At 70.9% G+C, this 26,108-nt stretch carries 16 protein-coding genes; 11 read left to right on the top strand and 5 right to left on the bottom strand.

Annotation, left to right across the window (positions count from 1 at the left end):
- Positions 1-99 precede the first annotated feature (99 nt).
- The 4 genes from R3E98_18000 to R3E98_18015 form a co-directional block, all read right to left on the bottom strand.
- Positions 100-1,128 (bottom strand): AraC family transcriptional regulator, encoded by a 1,029-nt coding sequence (locus R3E98_18000; protein MEZ4425297.1) that lies wholly within the window; start codon positions 1,126-1,128, stop codon positions 100-102.
- A gap of 26 nt (positions 1,129-1,154) precedes the next feature.
- On the bottom strand, positions 1,155-1,331 hold the full coding sequence (locus R3E98_18005) for a hypothetical protein (GenBank protein MEZ4425298.1): 177 nt from the start codon (positions 1,329-1,331) through the stop codon (positions 1,155-1,157).
- Between the two features lie 319 nt (positions 1,332-1,650).
- The gene (locus R3E98_18010; GenBank protein MEZ4425299.1) at positions 1,651-3,153 is read right to left on the bottom strand and encodes a cytochrome c peroxidase; all 1,503 of its coding nucleotides are present in this window, start codon (positions 3,151-3,153) and stop codon (positions 1,651-1,653) included.
- A gap of 17 nt (positions 3,154-3,170) precedes the next feature.
- Positions 3,171-3,926, bottom strand: coding sequence for a hypothetical protein (locus R3E98_18015; GenBank protein MEZ4425300.1), 756 nt, complete (start codon positions 3,924-3,926; stop codon positions 3,171-3,173).
- 351 nt (positions 3,927-4,277) lie between these two features.
- Here R3E98_18015 and R3E98_18020 point away from each other — a divergent pair, with 351 nt between their 5' ends.
- From R3E98_18020 to R3E98_18065, 10 genes are all read left to right on the top strand, one after another.
- Positions 4,278-4,934 carry a DUF480 domain-containing protein gene (locus R3E98_18020; GenBank protein MEZ4425301.1) on the top strand — a complete coding sequence of 219 codons (657 nt, stop codon included), beginning with the start codon at positions 4,278-4,280 and terminating at the stop codon, positions 4,932-4,934.
- A gap of 162 nt (positions 4,935-5,096) precedes the next feature.
- On the top strand, positions 5,097-7,523 hold the full coding sequence (locus R3E98_18025) for an ABC transporter permease (GenBank protein MEZ4425302.1): 2,427 nt from the start codon (positions 5,097-5,099) through the stop codon (positions 7,521-7,523).
- Between the two features lie 323 nt (positions 7,524-7,846).
- Complete coding sequence (locus R3E98_18030) at positions 7,847-10,447, top strand: ABC transporter permease (GenBank protein ID MEZ4425303.1); 2,601 nt, start codon at positions 7,847-7,849, stop codon at positions 10,445-10,447.
- A 57-nt stretch (positions 10,448-10,504) separates the two neighbouring features.
- Positions 10,505-10,804, top strand: coding sequence for a helix-turn-helix transcriptional regulator (locus R3E98_18035; GenBank protein ID MEZ4425304.1), 300 nt, complete (start codon positions 10,505-10,507; stop codon positions 10,802-10,804).
- Positions 10,805-11,063: 259 nt separating this feature from the next.
- Complete coding sequence (locus R3E98_18040) at positions 11,064-12,224, top strand: hypothetical protein (protein MEZ4425305.1); 1,161 nt, start codon at positions 11,064-11,066, stop codon at positions 12,222-12,224.
- Between the two features lie 122 nt (positions 12,225-12,346).
- Entirely contained in the window at positions 12,347-12,727 is a 381-nt protein-coding gene (locus tag R3E98_18045; GenBank protein ID MEZ4425306.1) for a helix-turn-helix transcriptional regulator, read from the top strand.
- A 2-nt stretch (positions 12,728-12,729) separates the two neighbouring features.
- On the top strand, positions 12,730-14,136 hold the full coding sequence (locus tag R3E98_18050) for a permease prefix domain 1-containing protein (GenBank protein ID MEZ4425307.1): 1,407 nt from the start codon (positions 12,730-12,732) through the stop codon (positions 14,134-14,136).
- Positions 14,137-14,218: 82 nt separating this feature from the next.
- Complete coding sequence (locus R3E98_18055) at positions 14,219-15,196, top strand: ABC transporter ATP-binding protein (GenBank protein ID MEZ4425308.1); 978 nt, start codon at positions 14,219-14,221, stop codon at positions 15,194-15,196.
- Positions 15,193-18,852 carry a hypothetical protein gene (locus R3E98_18060; protein MEZ4425309.1) on the top strand — a complete coding sequence of 1,220 codons (3,660 nt, stop codon included), beginning with the start codon at positions 15,193-15,195 and terminating at the stop codon, positions 18,850-18,852. Before R3E98_18055 ends, R3E98_18060 begins: the two co-directional genes overlap by 4 nt.
- 119 nt (positions 18,853-18,971) lie before the next feature.
- Entirely contained in the window at positions 18,972-20,744 is a 1,773-nt protein-coding gene (locus R3E98_18065; GenBank protein ID MEZ4425310.1) for a gamma-glutamyltransferase family protein, read from the top strand.
- 27 nt (positions 20,745-20,771) lie between these two features.
- Here the strand turns inward: R3E98_18065 and R3E98_18070 are convergent, their stop codons facing one another.
- On the bottom strand, positions 20,772-23,132 hold the full coding sequence (locus R3E98_18070) for a GAF domain-containing protein (protein MEZ4425311.1): 2,361 nt from the start codon (positions 23,130-23,132) through the stop codon (positions 20,772-20,774).
- Positions 23,133-23,357: 225 nt separating this feature from the next.
- On the opposite strand from R3E98_18070, the gene R3E98_18075 reads away from it, so the two are divergent.
- Positions 23,358-26,078, top strand: a complete 2,721-nt coding sequence (locus tag R3E98_18075; GenBank protein ID MEZ4425312.1) for a serine/threonine-protein kinase — start codon at positions 23,358-23,360, stop codon at positions 26,076-26,078.
- Positions 26,079-26,108 lie beyond the last annotated feature (30 nt).

The following is a 26,108-nucleotide window of genomic DNA, read 5'->3' on the forward strand; positions in this document are numbered from 1 at the left end:
GTGAGGAGTACAGACCCAAGCTGTACGGGAATCCCCGCCCCGCTCTCGACCTCAGGCGACAGATGTCTTGACCCGGCGCGCCACGATCCGGCGGCCCTGTCACGGTGGGGAGGACGGCGCGTCCGGCCCCGCGCCGTCGCGATACGCGCCCGGGGTCAGACCGGTCCAGCGCTTGAAGGCTCGCGTGAAGGCGCTTTGATCGGAGAAGCCGGTCATATACGTGGCCTCCGACAGCGTCGCCGCGTCCGGATCCTGGAGCAGTCGGAGCGCCAGGCGCCGGCGCGCCTCGTCCACGAGCGTCTGGAAGGAGGTCTCCTCGGCCCCGAGGCGACGCTGGAGCGTACGTCCGCTCATCCCCAGCTCGCGAGCGACGTCCGAAAGGGTCGGTACACCGCCGCTGAGGGACGTGGCCACCCGGTCGAGCACGCGCCGCTCCAGCGGAATCGTATCGTCGAGCGAGCCGACCTCGGCGTCGAGGAGCGTGTCGAAGAACCCCGCGATGCTGGCATCCCCCACGCGATTCGGGGCGTCGAGCGCCCGGGTCGACACCCGAAGCGCATCGCGGTCCGACCCGAAATGCACCGGACATCCGAAATGGGCCTCGTGACCGGCCGCGTCGCGCGGCGCCCGATGCTTGAGGAAGACTGCCTCGGGATGGAAGGGTTCGGACGCGACTTCCCGACTGATGGCCAGGATGCTCGCGAGCGTGGCTTCGTTGGAGAGCCGCATCCCGAGGCGTCGGTCGCCCTGCCGATGCAGATGCATGTACGCGCCTCCGAAGCATTCCTCCACCGAATAGAAGGACACGCTCGTCAACACGAGTGCGTAGCGTTCCGCCCGCGCGAAGGAACCCCGCAGGGTCGGAGCCGACTTCCAGGCGAATCCGAACGGCCCGTAGTCGTCCGCCCGCATCGAGGCGCCCACGCGGAGCGGGAGGGTGGTGGGATCGGCATCCACAGCGGCGGCTTCCTCGAACAGCCGGTAGTAGTCGTCATCGCGGATCATGAGGGAAGGGTCGGGCTCCCCGGCCGCATCGAGGCCGACGAGGCGCAGGAGCTCGTGCGCGACGTCCGGTGGACCGACCTGCCCAGCGACCTTCCGTGAAAAGAGCGATGTGATCCTGCCCATGCGCCGACCCTCCTTGCGGACGCGTCTCAGCCCATCGGTTGCGCGAAGGTGAGGTCGATTCGGTGCGGGTCCCGGATCGCGAACTCGCGCGTGCCGTAGTGGGTGGCATGCAGGTGCGTCCGGCGCAGCTCGCGCAGGCGATCCTTGGCCAGCTTCTTCAGGTGTTCGTGGGACGGTCGTGCAGGAAGCTCGCGCGCAGCCATGGGATACCCCTCCTTCCGCTGTGCCCGGGTCCGCGATCTCGGGCTGGAAGTCAGGGTGACGACGGGCCGGTACAGCAGGACGGGTGGGTTCGACCCTTCACGCGGACCGTCGGCCGCCCGTGCGCGGCTCGCGCGCCAACATAGGCGTTCGGCGCTACGTGTCGCCAGATCGGGGAAGAACGGTGCGCGCGTAGCCTCCGCGGGTGGCGCGGGTCGTAGGCGGGCGTTCGGCGGCGCGCGGACAAGGGTACCCGTGTGCGGCGCGGGCCCGCTCCTCCGAGGGGGATCGGTGGATCGGGCCCCGCGCCGCAGGCGCACCTCACCTCGCCTGGTGCCGCTCCAGACGGTCCACGGGCAGTCCGCTGGGAACCGCTTCGGGGATCCAGTGCTCGAGCGCGTCGGCGCTCGGGTCCGTCAGCGCATGCAGGAATGAGAGCAGCGCGTCCACCTCGACATCCGACAGCCGGACCGGCCGTAGCTCGGATGCCCGCGCCATTCGGGCCCGGAGCGAATCGTCCTGCTGCACCCACCCGTCCCGCTCGAGGAACCGGAGCGTACGTCCGGAGGAGAGCGGACGCTGGTCCAGTCGTGAGCCGCTGCCTGTCAGCTCCCACACCTCCGTCAGGGAAGGCAGCAGGCTCTCCGGGAGACGGTAGGCTTCCACGCTCGCCACCGCATCGAGGTGATGGCGCACGGTGGCTTCGAGAGTCGTGAACGTGCCGGCGTGTCCCCAAGGCCCCGTCAACGCCACGTTGCGCAGCGAAGGAGTCAGGAACCGGAAATCGTCCGCCGGACGGCCCGTCACCCGCCCGCGACCGAAGTCCTCCAGGAAGGCCTTCTCGCCGCTCCTTCCCCAATAGCGACCGTCGTGGCCGTCTCCCTTTCCCGGGCCGATCTGCGGCATGGCGATCGCGTGGAAGCCATGATCCGTCTGGAACGTGCCGCGGTGACAGCCTGCGCATCCTGCCTTGCCGTAGAACAGATCCATACCCCTACGCTGCGTCGTGTCGAGCGCCGTGCTGTCACCCCGCAGGAAGGCATCGAACGGGCTGCGGTCCGAACGAAACGCCACGGTCTCGAAGGCTGCGATCGCGTTGGCGGCGTCCACGAACCGGATATCCGCGGGGGACCGGATCCGATCCGGGAACGCAGTGCGGAACAGGCGGACGTAGTCGGGCTCCTCGCGGAGCCGCTGCGCCAGGCGCTCCCAACCACCGTCCGGTCCGCCCATCCGACCCGCCCAGACGGCGTCGGCGATCTCGTTCTCGCCGGGCTGACCCGCCATCTCCACGGACGAACCCACGGGGAACATGGCCTGGGCGGCGAGCACGCTCTCCAGGCCCCGCGGCAACTTCCACCGGGCCGGTGTGACGAATCCGCCTTCGTAATGTCCCTCTGGATCGCTCTCCACGCGCCCGTCGTGGAAGAGCCGTTCGAACTCGAGCGCCCCGAGGTTGAACAGCGCCGGCGCGTTGCGCGGCACCCGCCCGTGGACGGAGCCCGCCCCCTCCCCGCCGACGGTGCGCGCGGGCCCGACACCCTCGCCACCCTCTCCCCACCCCAGCGCCAGTCCGTCGGCGCTGGCGAGCGAGGGATGATGGCAGGTGGCGCAGGAGATGTTGCGGTTTCCGCTCAGGAGCTTGTCGAAGAACAACAGCCGCCCGAGCTCCACGACGTCGGGAGGCGGTGCGCCCGCGTGCAGGTAGTCGGCGTCCACGGCGGGGGACGGGAGTTGGAGACCCGGCGTCCGCGGCGCCCCCGGAGCCGCGAACGCCGCGGCTCCGAGGGTTCCCACGGCGAGCAGCAGGCCGCGTAGGATCACGAACCGATCCATGAGGCTCACCCGATCCCATCGCGGTTGGGCAACATCACGAAGAGCGGAATATGCGCATTGTACCCGAACTGGCCGGGGTGACCGCCCCAGGTGCGGCCGTCGCTGTGGTAGTTGACCGCGATCATGGAGGTGGTCCACACGTCGGACATCTGCAGGCAGGGACGGAAGCGGTGGTGGAACGACGCCGACCCGTCCGCGTCCGCCCGGAACGCGCTCTCCGAGCCGTCGCGCGCGCCGAGCGGGAGATCCAACGTGCCGGTGAAGGGCACGGGCGGCGGGATGGCGATGAAGGCATGCCAGAGGGTATAGACGCCGTTCGGGACCAGGCCGCTGAAGCGCAGGTCCAACGTCCCCTCTCCCTCCTGGCAGGTGTAGCGGCCCGAGCCCTGGTGGCGCAGCCATTCACCGAGCGTAAGCCCGAGCGGCGCTCCCTTGGGCAGCGGTCCCACCGCGTCCGGATTGAACGGGTCGTGGGGCGCGGGGCGGGCGGCCTTGTACAGCGGGGCCGCGAGGTCGTGGTCGCCCTTCGTGACGCGGAACACCTCGCCTGAGCCGGGGGCGCGTTCCAGGTAGACGTCCTGCTCGGGCAGGTCCATGTCCAGATGCGTGGCAAACGCCAGCTCGATCGAGGTGGCAGTATCGGGGGTGGCGGAAGACCGGAAGGACGGCACCTCATCCGCGCCCGAGGCGCCGGCGAGGACGAGGAGTGCCGCCGCGAGGGCGGAGCGCGGCGAGCTTGCGAGATCGGCAATGGAACCCATGGAGAGCCTCCAGACGAAGCCGTGATGATCGTGGGTGACGTCTCGGCGGGGCGCCGGGATCCGCGAACCATCGCGACCGTGATCCACCGCGGAGACGCACAAGGTCCCACGCCTGGAGCCGCGCCATCAGTACCAGGCGACGGTTCTTCGGACGGGCGTGCGCCGGGAGGGCGACCCGGCCGGAGTGGGGAGGCGCACCCTGTCCGCGGTCAGTCCACGAGGGCACCTTGAGCGGGTGGGTGCCGCAGCGGTCGCAGCGAGCGTCGACGCAGCCATCGGAGAAGGCACGGCACGCGGCCATGGCAACGGGACCGTCCCGTCGCTGGCCCTTGGCCCGACTCGGGAAAGACGATGCACGAACCTCTGGACGACATCGCGGTGCGGGTGCTGGGCTCCTTGATCGAGAAGGAGCTCACCACGCCGGACAACTACCCCCTCACCCTCAAGGCGCTGACGGCGGCCTGCAATCAGACGTCGAGCCGCGATCCGGTCATGGAGCTGGACGACGACACCGTGCGTCGCGCCCTCGAGCGGCTCGCCCAACGCACGTTCGCGCGGGGCATCCACCGGGGGGACGCCCGCGTCAAGCGCTATCGGCAGGAGATCGGGGAGCGCCTGCACCTGCACCGGCCCGAGTTGGCGGCGCTCTCGGTCCTGATGCTGCGGGGACCGCAGACGGCGGGGGAGATCCGGACCCGGACCGGGAGAGCCTTCGAGTTCGTGGATCCCAGCCACGTCGAGATCACCCTCGACGCCTTGGCCGCCCTGGACCCTCCCCTCGTCACCACCTTGCCGCGACGTCCCGGCCAGAAGGAGGTCCGCTACGCGCACCTCCTGGCAGGACCTCCGGCGGAGGAGCAGCTTGATCCGTCCGCACCCCGCGCGACGTCGGGGCCTCCGCCACGTGCCGATCGGATGGGGGAGCTCGAGCAGGAGGTCGCGGCCTTGCGGGAGGAGGTGGCCGAGCTGCGAGCGGAGCTGCAGGCGTTCCGGCAACAGTTCGAATAGGCGCGCGACCAGCCGGGCCGCCCGCGGCTGGATGGCGGAGCGCCGGTGTCGAGATCGGTCGAGCTCGATCGTCGTGAGGGTAGGAGGGCGGACGCCCTCCCTGAAGGACGGTGCGGCCGGATTCCGGCCGCGCCCGTGACTTCCACCAGGGGGAACCCAGCCATGCGGTACGCGCTCCGCTCGCTCCTGAAGTCGCCCGGCTTCTCCTTCCTGGTGGTCCTCACCCTGTCCCTGGGCATCGGTGCGACCACGGCGGTCTTCTGCGTCTTCCGTGGCGTGTTGCTGCGGCCGCTCCCCCACGAGGGTGGAGATCGGATCGTGTACCTCCAGCAGTCCGCCGCCAAGGCGGGCATGGACGACGTGAAGTTCTCGGTCCCGGAGATCATCGACTTCCGCGAGGGTGTCGCCGCCCTGGACGAGGTCGCGGAGTTCTCGGCGATGCCCTTCACGATGCTGGGTACGGGCACACCCACCGAGGTGCGCGCGGGGGTCGTCAGCGCCAACTACTTCCAGGTCATGGGCTTGAGTGCCGTCCTGGGGCGCGTCACCGGACCTGGGGACGCCGGCCCGGCCGCTGACCCGGTCATGGTGCTCACCTGGGAGTACTGGCACCGCGCCTTCGGCGGCGATGCCGCGGTGCTCGGTCGCACGGTGGAGATGAACGGCCGGGCGACGACCATCGTCGGGGTGGTGGAGCCGGCCCCGCCCTTCCCGGGCGAGACCGACGTGTTCGTGAACCTCGTGACCAGCCCGCACCACATGGCGGCGGAGATGGTGCATGGCCGTTCCCACCGCATGGACGACGTCTTCGCACGACTGGCGCCGGGCGCGGACATCGATGCGGCGCGGGGCCAGCTCGCGCTCGTGTCGCAGCGCATGTACGAGGACCATCCGGAGAACTACGACGCAGCCGCGGGCTACGAGGTGAGCGTCACCCCGCTGCGCGAGGCCCTGGTGTCCCGGGCGCGCACGACCCTGTACCTGCTGATGGCCGCCGCCGGGCTCCTGCTGGTGGTCACCTGTGCCAACGCGGCCAACCTGGTCCTGACCCGCAACCTGCGACGCGACCGCGAGTTCGCGGTCCGCTGGGCGCTGGGTGCAGGGCGCGCCGGACTGCGCCGGATCCTGCTGCTCGAGTGCGGGCTCCTGGTGGGGGTCGGTGCGGTGCTCGGCCTCGGGTTCGCCTATCTGGGGCTGGGCCTGCTGGTGAGCTTCGCGGGACGCTTCACCACCCGCGCCACCGAGATCCAGATGGATCCCGCCGTACTGGCCTTCACCACGCTCGTCGCGTGCCTGGCCGCGGTGGCCTTCGCGTTCGCGCCGGGTCTGCGTGACCGGGACGCCGCCGGCGCCGCACTCACCCGCTCCGGCTCCCGCACCACGGGCGGGAGTCGCCGCCTGCAACGCGGGCTGGTCGTCGCGCAGGTGGCGGCCAGCGTCACCGTCCTCACGGCGGCTGGCCTGCTGGGGCGCACGCTCCTGGTGCTCAACGCCGTCGATCCCGGGGTCGAGGTGGCGAACACCCTCACGCTCGAGGCACCCTCGACCCTCGAGGGCCAGGCCCCCGGAGAGGTGGTGGCCCTGCAGGAGGAGATGGTTCGTCGGATCGCGGCGCTTCCCGGCGTCGACGACGTGGGCGTGGGGCTGAGCGTCCCGCTGCGAGGCACGCTGGTCACGCTGGAGATCAAGGCGGAGGGACGGCCGCCGCTCCCGGGCGAGCCCATCCCGCTCGCGGAGTACCGCACCGCGACGCCGGACTTCTTCGCTGCGGCAGGCATGGAGATCCTGTCCGGGCGCGGGTTCGCCGCGACGGACGAGGCAGGCAGCGCACGGGTGGCCGTCATCAACCAGGCGCTCGCCGAGCGGTTGTTCGGCGAGGACGATCCACTCGGACGCCGGGTCACGTGGACCGGTCAGGTGCTCTCCGCCATCGGCATGCAGGAAGATTGGCGCACGATCGTGGGCGTAGTGGAGAACACCCGCGACGCCGGCCCGGATCAGCCGCCGCCGCCGACCCTCTTCCAGCCGCTCACCCAGAACGACCTCGCCTACTACCCGGGGGCCTTCGTGATCCGCGCGGAGCAGGCCCCGAACCTGGCCCCGCAGGTGCAGCGCATCATCAACGAGATGGCTCCGGAGCAACCGGTGCTGCGCATCGCGTCCCTGGAGGAGATCCGGCAGGAGCGGATCGCGGCCGAGCGTCTGAACACGTTCCTGGTGGGGATCCTGGGGCTGTTGGCCCTCGTCATCGCGGCGGTGGGGCTGGCCGGGATCCTCTCGTTCCTGGTGAGCGAGCGCACGGCCGAGATCGGGATCCGCATGAGCCTCGGCGCGGACGCGCGCAAGGTCCTGGGCATGGTGCTCCTGGACGGCGCGACGCTGCTGGCGGTGGGCAGCGCGCTGGGTCTGTTGGGATCGTTCGCGGTGACCCGGCTGCTCCAGGGCCTGCTGCACGGGACGGAGGCGGGGGACCCCCGCACGCTGGCGGCCGTGCTCCTGGTGATGACGGCCGTGGGTCTCGCGGCGACCGCGGGCCCGGCGCTGCGCGCGGCCCGCGTGGATCCGATGCAGGCGATCCGGCGGGAGTGAGCGGAGGAGGGTGCCCCTACCACCGGGCATCTACGTCTCGGAAGGCTATTCGCTCGTGGAGGAGGAGCCGCATCACAGCTTCGGCCACGACCTGGTGGGTCAGAACTGGGAGTTGAGCCTCTGAGGGGGGCGTCCGCTGCCTCTCCCGCGCCCGGCGCGGCCGCCTTTCGCAACCTTTCGCCCGTTCCCCCTGTCGATAGGGGACGAGAAGTGCACGTCGTGTCCATTTATCACACAGTGTATAATAAATGGATGCAGGAACAGGGAGGGGCGGGGACGGGGCGCCGCGGAGGTGGGCACGGCTGCTGGGTCGGCTGCTACCCGTGGATCAGCGCGACGCGGCGCTGGGAGACGCGGAAGAGGAGTTCCGTCAGGTGCAGGAGCGGGAAGGCCGGGCCGCTGCCCGCCGCTGGTACCGGAGGCAGGTGCTGCGATCGGTGATCCCGTGCGTGGCGCACAGGCTGCGCACAGGAGCGGCCCTCTGGGGACAGTCCGAACGGGAGGGGGAGAGGATGCGGGCATGGGGGCAGGACATCCAACTGGCCTTACGATCGCTCCGCCGGCGACCGGGATTCGCGGTCACGGTGCTGGTCACCCTGGCTCTGGGTGTGGGTGTGACCACCGCGTTGTTCGGGGTCTTCCGCGCCGTCTTCCTCGAGCCTCTGCCGCTCCCCGATTCGGACGAGCTGGTGGTGGTGATGGAGCAGGCGGGCTTCGGCTGCTGCGGGCCGGCCTCCGGTCCCGACTACCTCGACTGGGTGCAGCGCAACCGGACCTTCGAATCCCTTGCGGCGCTGAACCCGGGGCCCTTCACGCTCACAGGACAGAGCGAGCCTGAACGCGTCTACGGCACCTACGCGACCGCGAGCGCCTTCGACGTCGTGGGCGTGGCCCCCGCCATGGGCCGGCCGCTCCTCCCCGAGGACCAGACCGCGGGCGGTGTGGTCGTGTTGAGCCACACCCTCTGGCGCGACGCCTTCGGCGGCCAGCCGGACGTGTTGGGCCGCACCCTGGAGCTGGACGGACGACCGCACGAGATCGTGGGCGTGATGCCGGAGGGGTTCGACATCCCCTCTCCCTGGTCACAGCTCGGTCAGCTGCGGGTCTACGTCCCCTTCCTGAACGAGCGGCTGGAGGGCGACCGGGGAAGCCACGGCTTCCCGGTGGTGGGTCGCCTCGCGGAGGGCGTCTCGAAGGAGACGGCGCAGGCGGACATGGACCGCGTCATGCGCGAGCTGGCGGTCGAATATCCCCAGACGAACGCGGACCGCAGCACGAAGATCTTCACGGTGCACGAGTACCTCTACGGTGCCGTCGGGACCCAGCTCGGAATGATCCTGGGCGCGGCTGCGGTCGTGCTGCTCATCGCCTGCGGCAACGTCGCCGGGCTCCTCCTGGCGCGGGCGGCCGGGCGTGAGGGCGAGCTGGCCGTGCGCTCCGCGTTGGGCGCCACCCGCCGGGCCGTGGTACGCCTGCTCTTTTCCGAGGCCCTGGTGCTGGCCGTCTCCGGTGGGGTGCTCGGGCTGCTGTTCTCCCTGCTGGCGCTGGATGCCTTCAAGGCGCTGCTGCCGCCCACGATCCCGCGCGTGGACGCGATCGCCATCGACGGGTGGGCACTCGGATTCGCGCTCGGCGTCTCGGCGCTCACGGCGCTGGTCTTCGGGATGCTGCCTGCGCTGCTGGCTTCGCGGACAGATCTGGCGGGTGTGGTCAAGGAAGGTGGGTATGCCACGCTCGCCCCCCGCAAGGAGCGCATGCGCAACGCCTTCATCGTCGGCCAGCTCGCGCTGGGGCTCGTGCTCGCCAATGGTGCCGCGCTCCTGGTGCAGAGCTACGCCGCCCTGCGCACGCAGGACTTCGGATTCCAGACCGAAGGCGTCATCACCATGGCGGTGAGCCCGGCGGGCCCTCGCTACGAGGAGGGCGCCACGCGTGCGGCGTTCCTGGACCGGGTCCGGGAGCAGGTCGCCGGGATCCCGGGCGTGGTCTCCGTCGGGACGACGACCCGTCTCCCCCTCTTCGGCGGCAGCAACGGCAACGTCTGGGTGGAAGGCACGCCGCCCCGGCAGAACGACGGCGAAGGCCCACTCGTCGAGGTGGCGGGTGTCACCGGTGACTATTTCGCCGCCATGGACATCCCGCTGCTCGCGGGACGAGTGCTCCAGCCCCAGGACTCGGCCGAGAGCGCCATCGGGGTCGTGATCAACCAGCGCTTCGCGGACGTGGCCTGGCCGGGCGAGGACGCGTTGGGCAAGCGCTTCAGCTTCAGCGACGATCCGCCGCAGTGGCTGAGCGTGGTCGGCGTGGTGGGGGACGTGAAGCAGTGGGGGCCGGAGCAGCCTCCGCAGGCGCAGCTGTACGCTCCCTACGTGCACGGGTGGTCGTCGTCGGCCTACCTGACCGTGCGCACCGCGGGCGACCCCGCACCGCTGGTCGCGCAGGTCCGGCAGGCGATCCTCGCCGTCGATCCGTCCGTGCCGCCGTCGGACGTCCGCATGATGGGCGAACGGGTGGACCGCACCTTCGCACAGCGGCGCTTCTACACGACCCTGGTCGGCCTCTTCGCGGTCGCCGCCTTGTTCCTCGCCGCCGCCGGCGTCTACGGCACGATCTCCTATTTTGTGGCGCGCCGGACGCGCGAGCTCGGGATCCGCATGGCGCTGGGTGCGGGACGGACGGGCATCGTGGGTCTGGTGGTGCGCCGGGGCGTGCGGCTGGCCGCGGTGGGCGTGGCCTTGGGACTGCTCGGGGTCTGGGCCAGCACGCGTGTGCTCGAGGGCCTGGTCTACGAGATCCGGACGCTGGACCCGCTCACACTGATCGCGGGCGGGCTGGTGCTCGCCCTGGTGGCGGTCTCCGCGTCGGCGATCCCCGCGGCGCGCGCGGTGCGGGTGCCGCCTACGGAGGCGTTGCGGAGCGAATGATCGGAGAGCACGTGGGATCGGGAAGGCGGTGCGCGGCCCGTGAAGGAACGGCGACGCATGGGTGAGTTCGAGCAGCTGGTCCTGTTGGCGCTGCTCCGTCTGGACAACGACGCCTACGGCATGGAGGTGCGCGAGCAGATCGAGCTGCGCACCGGGCGCGACATCTCGTACGGAGCGGTCTACACGACGCTGGACCGGCTGGAATCGAAGGGCTTCGTCGCGCACCGGCTCGGCGAGCCCACGCCCGAGCGCGGCGGCCGGGCCCGGAAGTACTTCCGCGTGCTGCCGGAGGGAAGGCGGGCGCTCCGGGACGCGCGGGAGACGCTGGCCGTGATGTGGGAGGGGGTGCGGTTGTAGCGGCGTCGGCTCGAACCGCGACGACTCGGGCGGGCGACGGGTCGGGCTGGCGACCGGCCGGGCTCCTCGACGTCCGCGCGCTTCGACGTCCGGGTTCGCGATGGCGCGAGGGTGCCCGAGGCGCGATGCTCACGGGCCGGACGCCCGGGGGTGGGCCGCGCCGGAAGACGACCGCAGCGGGAGAGGGAGCGTGGGACACGAGACCGTTGGGGACGGCTGCGTGGGCACGCGTCTGACCGCCGTCGGGAGAGCCGCCGGGGTGAGCGGAACCCGCACGGCGGTCACGAGGCGCCTGGCGCGCGCGGCCGTGTGGTCGGCGCTGGCCGGGATCGGCTGCTCGAACGGGGCGCCCGACGCGTCCGCCAACGGGGACGCGCCCGTGGGGACGGTCGAGGCCGCCCCCGCCGGCGAGCGCTCCTGGATGCCCGCCGCTCCGCGTCTGCACCACACCCACCTGAACACGCTCGATGCCGACGCCGCCATCGCCTGGTACCGGACCGTGTGGCCGAGTGGCGGGCGGGGTGAACTGGCCGGCCATCCGGCCTTCATGACCGACGTCCCCGTGCTCTTCACCGAGGTCGATGCCCCTCCGCCCGGCGGGTGGGACGATCGCCTGCGTCGCGCGGCGCCGCAGAGCGCCTTCTGGCACATCGGCGCGTTCGTGAACACCACGGATCTGTTCGAGGATCTTCTGAGCCGAGGGGTCGACGTGCTGCGCCTGTTCGTGGGCCCGGACGGCGACGCCCGCGTGCTGCGATCGGGTCAGACGCCTTACGAGGGCACCCGGACCGCCGCCCAGCTGGATTCCCTGGGCGCGGCGGCAGGCGTGTCCGAAGCCCGTCCCGGAGGCTTCGGCTACCTGGTCGGGCCCGACGGGGCCCTGGTGGAGATGACCGGAGGGCCGACCACCACCGCCTCGTTCAGCCACGTCCACCTCTTCCACGAGCAGCCCGTCTGTGCGGCGGAATGGTACGTGGAGCACCTGGGCATGACGCTTCCGCCCCCGCGCGAGGGCGCTCCCTCCGCCGAGGCGACGGACTGGACGGCCGCCGACTGCGCGACGGCCGATCGCGGTGAGCCGGGGTGGCCGTCGCTGGAGGCCGTGGGCACCATCCGCAGCCCGCGGGCCACGATCGTCTTCGACGGAGGATCGATCGGGTTCTACGCCCGGCAGTGCGACCGCGCGCGCTGCGGGACGGACGCGGCGCTGGTCCCTTCGCGGGGCCAGGTGCTCGATCACGTCGCGTTCGAGGTCGCGGACCTGGACGGGTTCGCCGATCACCTGCGAGGTGCCGGCATCCCGACCGAAGGGCCCTACGCCTTCGGGGAGACCCGGGCGCTCATGGTCGTCGGCCCGGATGGCCTCTCCATCGAGCTGGTCGAGGGGTCGGGGCCGGAGGGGCGTCCGAGGGGTCGGTAGCCGGGGCTCGTAGACATACATTGCACCGCAATGTATACTACCTCTATGCATCGCCCTTTCCGTGCCGGCCGGACCCTGGACCGGTTCCTCGACGCCTCGATCCTGGGCGCCCCCCCCCGTCCATGAGCATCAACAAGGACCTGGTGGCGGCCTCCTCCACCCCCCTGGTGCTGGCCATCCTGGCCGAAGGGGACAGCTACGGCTACGCCATCCTCCAACGGGTGCGGGAGCTGTCCGGTGGGGCGTTGGAATGGACGGACGGGATGCTGTATCCCGTCCTCCACCGATTGGAGCGGGCGGGGTTGATCGAATCCCGGTGGGAGAAGGCGGACACCGGTCGGAAGCGGAAGTACTACCGGGTCACGCGGGATGGCCTGGAGCAGCTCGACGAAGAACGTCGTCAGTGGCGTGCGGTGGACGAGGCCCTGCAGCGGGTGTGGTCGGCGATGGTCGGCCTGACGCACGGCGATCGATCGACGCCTCCCCTCCTTCTCCCGGCCTGACCATGCCCTCCGATCCGTCCCCGCCCTCCGCGGACCGCGGCCTCGAGCTCCAGATCGAGGCCTGGCGCGCCCACCTGCGGCGCAGTCGTGCCATCAGCGCCCAGGACGCGACCGAGCTCGAGGACCACCTCCGCGAACAGATCGACTCGCTCGCCGAACGGGGTCTCGCCGAGGACGAAGCCTTCCTCGTGGCCGTCAAGCGCATCGGGGCCATCGACGCGCTGACGCGCGAGTTCGCCCAGGAGCACTCGGATCGGTTGTGGAAGCAGCTCGTCCTGTCCGGCGAAGGTGGTGCCTCCGACACCGAGGGACGGATGGGCCCCCGCCGCATGTGGGTGGCGCTGGGCCTGGCCGTGGCGGCGGCGGTGGCCATGAAGCTGCCTTCGTTGTTCGGCGTCCCCCTCGATCCGGACGCCGATCTCTTCTACCCGCTCCACTTCAGCTTCTTCACCCTGCCGTTCATCGTCGCGTACTTCGCGTGGGAGCGGCCGCTCGGCGCCCGCGCCCGCGCGGGCCTCGTGGGTGCGTTCCTGGTGGCGGCGCTGCTGGTCAACGCCTACCCGTTCGTCACCGAGGCGGCGCGGCAGCCCGCGGATACGCTGCTCCTGACGGTGTTGCACCTGCCGATCCTGCTCTGGATGGCCGTGGGCTTCGCCTACGTCGGTGGTCACTGGCGCGGCAACGAGCGCCGCATGGACTTCATCCGCTTCACCGGCGAGACGTTCATCTACTTCGTCTTGATCGGCCTCGGCGGGGGTGTGCTGATCGGGATGACCTTCGTCCTGTTCGAGGCGATCGGCATCGACGTCGAGCCTGCCGTGCAGGGCTGGATCCTGCCGTGTGGGATCGCCGGCGCGACGGTGGTGGCGAGCTGGCTGGTGGAGGCGAAGCAGAGCGTCATCGAGAACATGGCGCCCGTGCTGGCGCGCATCTTCGTGCCGCTGTTCACGCTCGTCCTGCTGGCGTTCGTCGGCACCATGGCGGCGACCGGCCGGGGCATCGACGTGGAGCGCGAGATCCTGATCGCCGTGGACCTCCTGCTGGTGGTGGTGTTCGGTTTGCTGCTCTACTCCATCTCCGCGCGCGACCCGGCGGCCCGCCCGGGCCTGCTGGACTGGATCCAGCTCACACTGGTGGGGACGGCCCTGCTCGTGGACGTCCTCGCGCTGTGGGCGATCGGGGCCCGCATCTCCAGCTTCGGCTCCACCCCCAACCGACTCGCCGCCCTGGGGCTGAACGTCCTCCTGCTCGCCAACCTGGCGGGCTCGGCTGTGCTCTATCTGCGGATCCTCCGCGGAGGGGGGCGTATCGACCGGCTGTGGCAGTGGCAGACCGCCTACCTGTATGCGATCGGCGGATGGGCGGCGATCGTGGCCTTCCTGTTCCCCCTGTTCTTCCGCTTCGCCTGATCCGTTGAGCACCGACCTCTAGACGTCCGATGGGGCGGGCGCGGGCACTCTACTTTGACCTGCAAAGTGGTTTGAGACAATCATGCATCTCGATATCCGCGGGATCTCCAAGACCTATCCGAACGGCGTCGAAGCGCTGCGCGACGTGACACTGCATATCCCGCCGGGGATGTATGGGCTGCTCGGCCCCAACGGCGCCGGCAAGTCGACGCTCATGCGCATCCTGGCCACGCTGCAGGACGCCGACCGCGGAACCATCCGGCTCGGCGGTCTCGACGTGCTCGCGCAGAAGGAGGAGGTCCGACGGACGCTCGGATACCTCCCGCAGGAGTTCGGCGTGCACCCGAAGGTGAGCGCGGAGGATCTGCTCGACCATTTCGCGCTGTTGGAGGGCATCGGCGACCGGCGGATGCGCCGGTCCGTGGTGGACGCGCTCCTGCGGCAGGTCAACCTGCACGACGTGCGCAGGCAGAAGCTCGGCGGGTTCTCCGGTGGGATGAAGCAGCGTTTCGGCGTGGCGGTGGCGCTGCTGGGGAACCCGAGCCTCCTGATCGTCGACGAACCGACCGCCGGGTTGGATCCTGCCGAGCGGGTGCGCTTCCTCAACCTGTTGTCCGAACTGGGAGAGAACAGCGTGGTGCTCCTGTCCACCCACATCGTGGAGGACGTGAGTGAGCTGTGCACGAGGATGGCCATCATCGATCGGGGTCGGATCCTGCTGGAGGAGGTGCCGCAGCGCGCGGTCACCGGACTGGAGGGTCGCATCTGGCGGCGCGTGACCGCACGTGAGGATCTGCCGCGGATCGCCGAAGCGCACGCGCTGGTGTCCACCAAGCTGCTGGCGGGGCGGACGATCGTGCGGGTCTTCGGGGACTCCCGCCCGGCACCGGACTTCGACGCCGCGGACCCCACCCTGGAGGACGTCTACTTCACCACGCTGGCAGGGTACATCGGGGCGCGGGCCCAGGACGGTTCGCCTGGCGGGACCAGCCCCTCTCGACACGCCGACCCTGACGGGCGCTCGACCGGGAGCCCGGCCGGAGGCATCGGGGGCGCATGAAGACCGCCGGCGTCCTCACGTTCGAGCTGTCCCATCAGCTCCGCCGCGCCTGGTACTGGGGCATCCTGACGGTGCTGCTGGTCGTGGCGTTCCTGCTCACGCGCGACGCCTCGCTGTCCGAGGCGCTGCGCGAGGACTTCTTCGCCAACTCCCCGTTCGCGATCGCCAAGGTCACGGTGGTCGCCGGCCTGCTCTGGCTGGTCGCGGCCGCCGCGGTCGCGGGTGAGGCGGGGGCGCGCGACGCCGCCACGGGTCTGCACCCCCTGGTCTACACGACACCGGTACGGAAGTGGGAGTATCTCGGCGGACGCTTCCTCGCGGCCTTCCTGCTCAACGCGCTCCTGCTGGCGGCCGTGCAGGTGGGAGCGTTGCTCGCGCTCTACGGGCCCGGGATGGATCCGCAAGCGCTCGGGCCGTTCCGCGCCGCGGCGTTCCTGACCAACTACGCCTTCTTGTCGCTGCCGAGCGCGTTCTTCGCCACCGCGATCCAGTTCGGTCTGGCGGTGGCCAGCCGGCGCCCCACCTCCGCCTACGTCGGCAGCTTCCTGCTGGTCTTCATGGGGTTCTTCGTGGCGGCACTGCTGCTCTTCAATCGCGGGTGGGGCGTGCTGCTGGACCCGGTCGGCATCCGCTTCGTGCTGGACGAGATGTCGCACGACTGGACGTCCTACGAGAAGAGCTGGCGGGTGGTGGCCCTGGAGGGAACGGTGCTCGCCAACCGCCTCGTGTGGACGGGCGTCGGTGCGCTCACGCTGCTCCTGACCTGGCTGCGCTTCGACTTCGCCCACCCGGGTGGTCGGCGTGTCCGGTGGTGGCGGCGCTCGCGCGGAGCGGGCGGGCTCGAGCAGGAGCCTCGGTGGGCGGCAGCAGCTCCCGCCGCGGCCGTGCCGGTCGTTGCGCGCACGTTCGGTCCCGCCCTGCAGGCACGTCAGGCGGTGGCCATCGCGTGGCAGTCCTTCCGCTGGCTCGCCGGCACCTGGCCCGGTCGGATCTTCCTGGGTGTGGTGCCCCTCCTGACCGTGCTCGTGGTCGTGGATCAGATGACCCGCTTCGACGCGCAGCTCGTGCCCACGACGGCGCTCATCCTGCGTGAGCTGACCGGTCCCCTGTCGGACCAGCTGAGTCGATGGGTCTTCGTGCCGTTCCTCATCGTGTTCTTCGCGGGCGAGCTGATCTGGCGGGAGCGCGACGCAGGGTTGGGGGAGATCACCGACGTACTACCGGGTTCGGAGTGGATCCCGCTGCTCGGCAAGGTGTCGGGTCTGGGGTTGCTGCTCGTGGTATTCACGGGATCGATCGGTGTTGCGGGTCTCGTCGCCCAACTGCTCCTGGGGTACCGCGATCTCGACCCCGGCCTCCTGTTCGGCGTCCTCTACGGACTCCAGCTCCCCGAGTACCTGCTGTTCGTGCCGCTCGCCTTCACCGCGCACGTGGTGGCCAACCAGAAGTACGTAGGCCACCTCCTGGGCGTGCTCGGCTACACCGTCATCGTCCTGGCGCCCCTGCTGGGCCTGGAGCACGGTCTGCTGATCTATGGGGCGTCGCCGGCCTGGTCGTATACGGCCATGCGCGGCTTCGGGCCGTCCCTCCTGCCGTGGCTGTCCTTCAAGCTGTACTGGCTGGGCTGGGCGCTGCTCCTACTGGTCGTGGCCCGCCTCTTCTGGGCGCGCGGCCTCACGGACGGGTTCGCAGAGCGGTGGCGGGCTGCGCGGCACCGTGTCACGGCCTCCACGGCCGGGGTGGCGGGGCTGGCGGGGGCCGTCGTCCTCGGGCTGGGTGGCTTCGTCTTCTACAACACCAACATCCTCCACGACTACCGGAGCTCGGACGCCCTGACGTCCCTGCGCGCCGACTACGAACGGCGCTACCGCCGCTACGCGGGCACGCCTCATCCCGACCTGGTGGCCGCGGATCTGCGCATCGAGATCCATCCGGAGCAGGGCGCTGCGGACATCGAGGGCGCCTACCGCCTCGAGAATCGCACCGGGCATCCGATCGACACGATCCACGTCGCGCTGGTGGCCGGTCAGGAGGAGCAGCGACTGTCCTTCGACCGCGCGGCGCTACACGTGGCGTCCGGCGGCGAAGAGCTCCTGCACCGCCTCTACGCGCTCTCCGATCCGCTGCAGCCTGGTGAGGCGCTGCGGCTGGAGTTCACGGCCCGGATCGCTCGGCACGGGTTCCGCGAGAGTGGCGCCGAGGACGCGGTGACGGAGCGCGCCAGCTTCTTCGAGATCCGCTCCTGGCTGCCCGCGATCGGCTATCGACCGGAACGCGAGCTCACCAGCGCCGCCGATCGTCGCGCCCACGGGCTGCCGCCCCGTCCCCTCATCCCGTCGCTCGAGGACGCCGATGCCACCTGGGGCTCCGGCGACGGTGTGCGCTTCTCGGCGGTCGTGGGGACCTCGGCCGGTCAGACCGCAGTGGCACCCGGTGCGCTCCAGCAACGCTGGACGGAAGGGGATCGCAGCTACGCCCGCTTCGAGACGGACGGCCCCATCGGAACCGAGTGGGCCATCGCCTCTGCCCCGTACGACGTCCGGGACGTGCGCTGGGAGGACCCCGCGGGCTCAGGCCGAAGTGTCGATATCCGTCTCTACCATCATCCGGCCCATGCGGCGGGCGTGGAGCGGATCCTCCACGGTGTGCGTGCATCGCTCGACTACATGAGCGGCGAGTACGGTCCCTATCCGTACGGCCACCTCACGTTCCTGGAGCGCCCCGGCAACGGGGTGGGCATGCACTCCGATCCGAGCCTGATCACGTATCTCGAGGGCGCAGCCCTCCTCGGCCGCGACTACGATCCGGAACGGCTGGACCTGCCGTTCGCGGTGGTGGCGCACGAGATGGGTCACCAGTGGCACCCGCCGGTCGCCCCGGTGGAGGGCGTGCCGGTCCTGACCGAAGGCGTCGCCTGGTACTACGCGCTGCGCACCGCAGAGCATGCGTACGGCGACCAGGTGCGGAGCCTGCTCCGCTTCATGCGGCTGCCCTACCCGCACAAGCCGATCCGGCGTGGCGAACCGCTCCTGCGCGGGGTGGATCCCTACATGGCGTATCGCCGTGGCCCGTTCGCGCTCCACGCGCTGGAGCAGCACGCCGGTGGAGAGGCCGTCAACACGGCCCTGCGTCGGGTGCTGGAGCGGCATCGGGAGGCGGGAGCCCCACCCGCGACCATGCTCGACCTGTACCGGGAACTGGAAGCGGTCACGCCCGACTCGCTCAGGGGCCTGCTCCACGATCTCTTCGAGGTCAACACCTTCTGGGAGTTCAAGACGGAGCGACCGACGGCCGAGCCCGTCGGAGACGGGACGTGGCGGGTCACCATCCCGGTGCAGGCGCTGAAGACCGTGGTGGATCCGACGGGCGAGGAGACCGAGATCGAGCTCGACCAATGGGTGGAGGTGGGCGTGTACGGCCCGCGCGAGCGGGGGGAGCGGGAGCTGAGCCGTCCGCTGTACGAGGCGCGACACCGCATCCGGTCCGGGGAGCAGACCCTCACGGTCACGGTGGCATCCCGCCCCGTCCTGGCGGGCGTCGACCCCCACCACGTGCTCGATTGGGTGGAGAACGAGGACGACGACAACCTGGACGAGGTGCGCGTGGACGCGCCGCCTCCGAGGGTCGGCAGCGGTGAGGGTCGCTCCGGGGGGTAGCGACCACGCTGGGATCGCCCTTGCCGCGCGCGCTACCGCTCCGGACCTTGGGGGAAGGCCGGTCCCTCCGCCACGGAGTGCGTCCGGACCCTCGGACTTCGATACGCGGAGCGACTCGCATGGGACGCATGGCCGGATCCATCCTCGTGGGCGGGTTGCTGCTGTCCGGTTGCGGCTCTCCGGCCTCGCTTCCCTCCACCCCGCCGCCCGACATGGGCCGACGCGTCGTCGCCGAGCACGGTGCCGTGTCGTCCGCGAGTCCGTTCGCCAGCGAGGCCGGCGTGGAGATCCTGCGCGCGGGCGGCAATGCCATCGACGCCGCGGTGGCCACGGCCTTCGCCATCGGAGTGGTCGAACCGCAGATGTCCGGCGTCGGCGGAAGCGGCGCCATGACCGTGTGGCTCCAGGGCGAGGGGCGCGCCGAATACCTCGACTTCTACGCGGCCCAGAACGCGGACACCTGGGCAGATGCGTTCGCATCCGGAGACGTGCCCGCCGAGCGCACCGGTCCGACCGATCTGCGGATCGTGGGCATTCCCGGTGGCGTCGCCGGGCTCCTGGCCGCGCACGAGCGCTTCGGCCGCCTTCCCCGCGAACAGGTGCTGGCCCCGGCGATCCGGTTGGCCGAGCAGGGCTTCCCGGTCAACCAGGTCCTGGCCGAGTTCATCCTGGGCTCGGAGCAGAAGGTCTCGCGCTTCCCCGATTCGAGGGCGCTGCTGTGGCCGGGCGGTGAGGCGTTGGCGCCGGGGGACCGCTTCCGCAACCCGGAGCTCGGCGGGGTCCTGCGTCGCATCGCGGAGTCGGGCGCGGACGGATTCTACCGCGGCGAGACGGCGCGCCGGATCGTCGAGGTCCTCAACGCCCACGGCAATCCGGCCACGCTGGCGGACCTCGCGGGCTACGAGGTCCAATGGGAGCGCCCCGTGTGTGCCACCTATCGCGGCCGCGTCCTCCTGTCCGCGCCTCCGCCCCAGAGCGGTGCCAACGTGCTCGAGGTGCTCAAGCTGGTCGAGCCGCACGATCTGCCGGCCCTGGGGCTGCCGACGCATTCGGCGCGGGCGCTCGACGTGCTGGCGTCCGCGCTGCGCGTGGGGACGGCGGACAATCGCGGAAACGGTGACCCCAACTGGGAACCCATGGCAGCGGCCGGCCGCGTGTCCGAAGCGTACATCCGCGAGCGATCGGCGTTGGTGGGCAGCGGCCGCGTGGTCTCGCCCGTGCCGGCGGGAGATGCGCTGCGCTACGAGTCGGACGCGGCGCCCGCAGCGTGTGCTGCATTCGCGCCCTACGGGCCCACGCCGCGGATTCCCGGCGTCACGTCCTCCGGGGGGGCGTCCGAGGACGCCGCGCACGGCGAGACCACACACATCTCCGTGGTGGACGACGCCGGGAACGCTGTCGCGCTGACCCAGACCAACAGCACGGTGTTCGGCTCCGGCGCCAGCGTGCTGGGCTTCTTCCTCAACGACTCCGGGTTCCAGTTCACGCCGGAGACGGTGGGCGCGCCGTCGCTTTCGCGCTGGCGCACCCGCTCGACGACGATCTCCCCCACCGTGGTGCTGAAGGACGGGCGTGTGGAGATGGTGGTGGGCGCACCGGGGGGCGGGTTGATCCAGCCCACCGTCGCCCAGACCATGGTCTACGTGCTGGACTACGGCATGGACCCGCTGGAGGCGGTGCGCATGCCGCGTCTGTTCGCGGATCCTGGCTCTGCCGAGGTGCAGATGGAGACGGGATTCACCGCCACGGCCCTGGAAGAGGCACGCGCGATGGGGTGGGAGCCCACGGCGCTTTCCCCGGGCTACGCGCGCATCTACATGATCGTGCGCCGCGGGGACCGTTGGGTGGCCGTGGCCGATCCGCGTCACAACGGCGAGCCGCGGGGCTACTAGACGCGCGCGAGCCGGCGGATCGCGGCGCTACGCTCCACGATCCGGAGTGCCTGGCGTGAGGGCGTCCTGGACGCGCACACCCGCGGGCTCGGGGGCGATGGCGACCCGCATCCCCTTCAGGCCCGGAACGCCCTGCACGTCCTCCAGGGCCAGCTGCTCGACGTCGCCCTGGAAGAACCCGTCGGCGGTGAGGTACTCGAGGTGTCGCCGGTAGAGCTGGCCTTCGTGCGCGTGGGAGTAGACGATGGCCACCGTCCCGGGCTGTGTCAGCCGCTCACCCGAGCGCGTGCGGACCTTGTCGATCCGCTTCTTCACCAGCTCGTGGGTGTTGTAGGCGCCATCTACATCGAAGCGCTTCTCATCCACGCGGAAGCGGATGGTCAGCGGTTGATCCTGCGCGAGGATGAGGTGGGTGGCGGGAAGATCCATGGGAAGCTGTGGACGCAGGCGCTGCAGCTCCCATTCGATCCTGCAGGCGAGCTGGAGCTGCCACAGACGCAGGTTCTGCAGGTAGAGCCGCGTGAAGCCGCCGTCGGGCGACAGCGAGTCGCCCACGTACACGTTGTAGTCCACCCCATCCGTCTTGAACCGCTCGAAGTAGTGCGGGAACGCTTCCTGGGCGCTGAGCTGCTCACGATCGATGACGGCGCAGATCGCCTCGTTGAAACGGGCCACGCTCGCCTCGAACTCGCGGCGGGCGCCGTAGACGATCCCGAGTTGGGGATCGAGGGCCTCGCGATAGGCCGCCACGGAGGACGCCAGGGCGCCGTTCGCGGCGCTCAGCCGATCCATCAGCGGCTCGACCTCGGCTCCGAGGAAGCGGACCACCTCGTCCTCATCCTCCACGAGGGTTCCCTCGCCGACCCGTTCCTCCAGGCGATCGAGGCGGTGCGCGAGCTCCCGTAGCACGGGGAGGGGTCGGTCGCGGCCGGCTCCGTCCACCACGGCGCGGGCCAGTCGGATCTGCGTCGTCAGATCGGTGCGCGCGCACACCTGACGAGCATCCGACGAGTTGCGGATGTCCGTCAGCCCGTACAGCGGATACACGTCGGGGAAGACGATCGCGTCGAGCTCGGGGTCCTCTTCGGAGCCCGCATCCAGCAGCTTGAGCGCGGCGCTGCGGAAGCGCCACTCCACCGCCGGGTGGATGGCGGTGTAGCGTCGCTTGATGATGGCTTGCAGCCGATCCTCGCGTTCGTCGAGGGCGCGCTGGAGCGCGATGGCGAAAGCCGGCAGGACCGACTTGAGCTGCAACGCCCGGTAGGCATCCACCGCCCCGGCCTGCGGGGACCCCAGCTCCAGGAGCCCGACCATCCGGTCGTCGACGAAGAGGGGAAGCAGGGCGAGGCTCCGGATCCCGCGCTCCAGCAGCCCGGCCTCGTAGCGGGTGCGATGCCCGCACGAACCCAGATCGCGGAAGACACGCACTTCGCGTGAGCCCAGCGTGGCCGCGTAGGTCGATGCGTCCCGATGCGGGCAGTCGGGCGCCCGTCCGTCCGCCAGCAGCAGGCTCCGACCGACCGGAATGGCCGTGTCCATCCGGTCCATGCCCACCCCGCGATCGAGCCCGATCAGGCCGATCTCCAGGTCCGGCTCCCGCAGGAGCGTCCGGATGTGGGTCTGCGGCTCCTCGAGACCCGCCCCTGGCGTGAGCGCGTACCGCGCCAGCAGCGCCTCCTTGAGTCGCGAGCTGGCCTCCGGCCAGGTCACGTCCAGCGCCTGGCTGACGCCGAGGCCGCGGAACTGGAACCGTTCGGGGGGCAACCATCGGGTCCACCCGTCGAGGTCGAGAGGGTCGCCCAGCAGCGCCTCCAGCGCCTCGGGCGTGAGTGGCGGTGGGGGCCCGTCCGGGACCACCTCCAGGAAGCAGTTGTCCCAGGCCATCTGGAAGTGGCGCTCCAACCGGGTGTCGGGATCCTGGACGGTTACGACCAGGGCCGGCTTGAAGCGGGGATCGAGGCCATACACCTGACCCAGGACGAACTCGTAGGCCGTCATGAGCTGACCGCGGCGGATGAGGTCGGGCTCGTAGTAGGAGCGGTTGAAGAGCACGTCCTGACTGAACACGCCCAGCCGCTGCGCCTCGGGCGTCACGAAGATGGGCTCGAAGCGGAACGGCTCGGCCGCGGCACCGAGGGTACCGTGTTCCTGCGCCGGGAAGGCCGCGAGCAGCAGCTGGCGCAGCAGATCGGGGTGACGAAGGGCGGCCGCGGGGTCCACGGCGGGTCCCCGCAGCTCGGGCGCGTCGTCGAGGCGCCGCAGGATCTGCGCGGCCAGCGGCGCCCACGGTGACTCCGCGCGGCGTGCCGCATCCGCCCAGAACCGGATGGGGCCCTCGAGGCTCAGCGAGGTCCGGAACGGGAAGCCTGCGTCCCAGGAGGTGCTCATACCGATCCTCAAGCCGTCGGGGGCGCGTTGGGTTCCACGCTGCGGTGCGTGCGGATCCTGGTCAAGGCGGAGGCGGGCCGGGACGGCGCGCAGCAGGGGTCCGGGAGCGCGGTGGCGCGCCGTGGCGGAGCCTGGATCCGGTCACCGGCCCCGATCCCGCCGTGGCGGTGGCCGCGTGCCGCCCTGCTCGCTACCCTACCGCTCCCCCCATCTCGCGAGGCATCCTTGGATCGCGAACGCTGGAGCCGCGCCAGAGCGCTGTTCGATCAAGCCGTCGAGCTTCCGCCCGAGGAGCGCGACGCATTCGTGCTGCGGGAGACGGCGACGGACCCGGCGCTGCGCCGCGAGGTGCATGCGCTCCTGGAGGCGGACGCGCACGTTCCCACCGCCTTCATGGAGGACGGGCCCCGCGAGCTCTCGGGCGCCCTGCGCGCGGAGCGCGACTGGTCCCGCATCCGCTTCGGCCCCTATCGCGCGCGCAGCGAGCTCGGGCGGGGCGGGACCGCGGTGGTGCTCCTGGGGGAGCGTGCCGACGGCCGGTACCGCGGCGATGTCGCCATCAAGGTGCTGCAGACCCCATGGATCGCCGAAGGCCTGTCGCGGCGCTTCCAGGCCGAGGCGCGTATCCTGGCGGAGCTGTCCCACCCGAACGTGGCGCGCATCTACGACGCGGGCGAGACGGAGGAGGGGCTCTCCTATCTCATCATGGAGTATGTCGACGGGCCCCGGATCGACGCCTGGGCGGACGACCGACGTCTGGGGGTCCCTGACCGGCTGCGTCTGTTCCAGAAGGCCCTGGACGGCGTCGACTACGCCCACGCGCGCGGCGTCATCCACCGCGACCTGAAGCCCTCCAACATCCTCGTCACGCAGGAGGGGCAGCCCAAGCTCGTCGACTTCGGGATCGCCAAGCTGCTCGGCGGTCAGGAGGCCCTCGAGCCCACGGTTGCCTTGACCCGCACGCTCGGGCGGATGCTCACGCCCGAGTACGCGAGTCCGGAGCAGTTCCGGGGAGATCCGGTGGACGCCCGCACGGACGTCTACTCCCTCGGGGTGGTGCTGTACCGGTTGTTGACGGGCCGGGCGCCCTACGACCTGAGCACCACGACGCCGCAGGCGGCGGAACGCATCATCTGCGAGCAGGCGCCCACGCTCCCGAGCAGTGCCGTGACCAAGCCGCTCGCCCTGGTCCCATCCGGAACGGAGCTGGCGGAGACCAGCCCGGAGATCCTCGCGCGGAATCGGGCCTCCACCCTGGACCGCCTCCAACGCATGCTGAAGGGCGATCTCGACACGATCGTGCTCAAAGCGCTCGGCAAGGAGCCTGCGGAGCGCTACGCGACGGCCGGCGCCCTCAACGACGACGTCCAACGCTACCTGGAGGGACGCCCCATCCGGGCGCGTCCGCCCAGCCTCGTGTACCGCGCTCGCAAGTTCGCGCAGCGCCGCAGGACGGCACTCGCCGTGGCGACAACGGTGCTCATCGCGCTCGGTGTTGCGGGATGGCAGGCGCGCCAGGCGTGGGTGGAGCGGGCAAATGCGTCGGCGCGCAGCCAGGAGCTGGTGGCGCTGGTCGAGTCGGTGGTCAACAGCGTCAACCTGGCCGAGCGGCAGGCGACGGGAGACACGCAGGCCCGCGAAGCCGCCGTCCGTGCGGCGCTCGGCTCCCTGCAACAGCTCGTGGACCAGATGCCCGGAGAGCCCGGCGCGGACCTCCTGTACCGGTTGTCGGCCGCGTATCGCGAGGTCGCGATGGTACAGGGGTACCCCTACATCGAGAACCTCGGGCGTCTGGAGGAGGGCTTCGCCAGCATGCGCCAGGCGGAGGCCCTGGTCCGTCGCATCACGGAGGAATACCCGCAGCACGAGAACGCGCCGGCCGCGCTCGGCCAGCAGGTGGGCATCCTGGGCGACTTCCACATGGGTGCCGGCCGCGCCGATTCGGCCCTGGTATACTTCCGCGAGTCGGCGGAGCTGCTCACTGCGCGCGTGGAGCAGGTGCCGGACGATCTGGCTGCGATCGACGGTCTCGCTGCCATCCTGCAGCGCATCGGCAGCTGGTACTTCAACGCCCGCCAGCTCGATTCGGCAGCGGTGTACATGGAACGCGCGCTGGAGGCCGAGCGCGCCTACCTGTCCACCACGACCCGCGGAGACGAGCTGTCGGCGCTCCAGGACATCGCGGGCGTCACGGCCAACCTGGGGGTGATCCTGGCGGCCAACGGAGACCTGGAGGGGGCGATCGCGCGGGAGCGCGAAGCGCTCGCCCTCTCCGACTCCCTGGCCGCAGCGGACTCGGATACACCGTTGACGCGCCGGGGGCAGGTGTTCCGGCGGTACGTGCTCTCGGTCCACCTGGCCGAAGCCGAGCAGACCGAAGAGAGCCGGCGGCTGGCGGGTGAGGCGGTGGAGCTCGCGCGGGCGTTGGCGGAGGCGGACGCGACCAACGCGCAGGCCCGCGAGGATCTGGCCATCGCGCTGACCAACGCCGCGTCGATCGAGTGGCGCTCCCGGAGCCCCACGTCCGGGCTGGACCTGGCGCGGGAAGCTCTGACGCACGCGGAGGCGTCGGCCGGCGACCGCTTCGCGCTCGTGGCGCCGGTCCTGGCCACGGCCCACCGGATGGCAGGAGAGTCGCTCGTCGATCTGGGTCGGCCCGATGCGGCCGCCACGGCGTTGCGCGCCTCGCAGGCCGTCACCCGACGCTACCTCGACGAGCTGCCCAACGGCAGCGATGCGATGCGCCGGGAATGGCTGGCGGTGCACGCGGCGCTGGCGCGGCACTACCGCGCATCGGGCGACTGTGCGCGGGCCGTGCAACTGGCGGATTCGGCGCAGACGCTCGCGACCGAGCTCCGGGAACGCGGCGCCTTCACGCGAGGTGACGAGCGCACCTGGACCGCCTACCAGGAGCGGATGGCCGAGACCGGGCGCTGCGGACGGTAGGACGGCCCTTCCCGCGTGTGGGTCCGTAGC

It is taken from the genome of Gemmatimonadota bacterium, from assembly GCA_041390125.1.
Classification (GTDB): domain Bacteria; phylum Gemmatimonadota; class Gemmatimonadetes; order Longimicrobiales; family Gaopeijiaceae; genus JAGQIF01.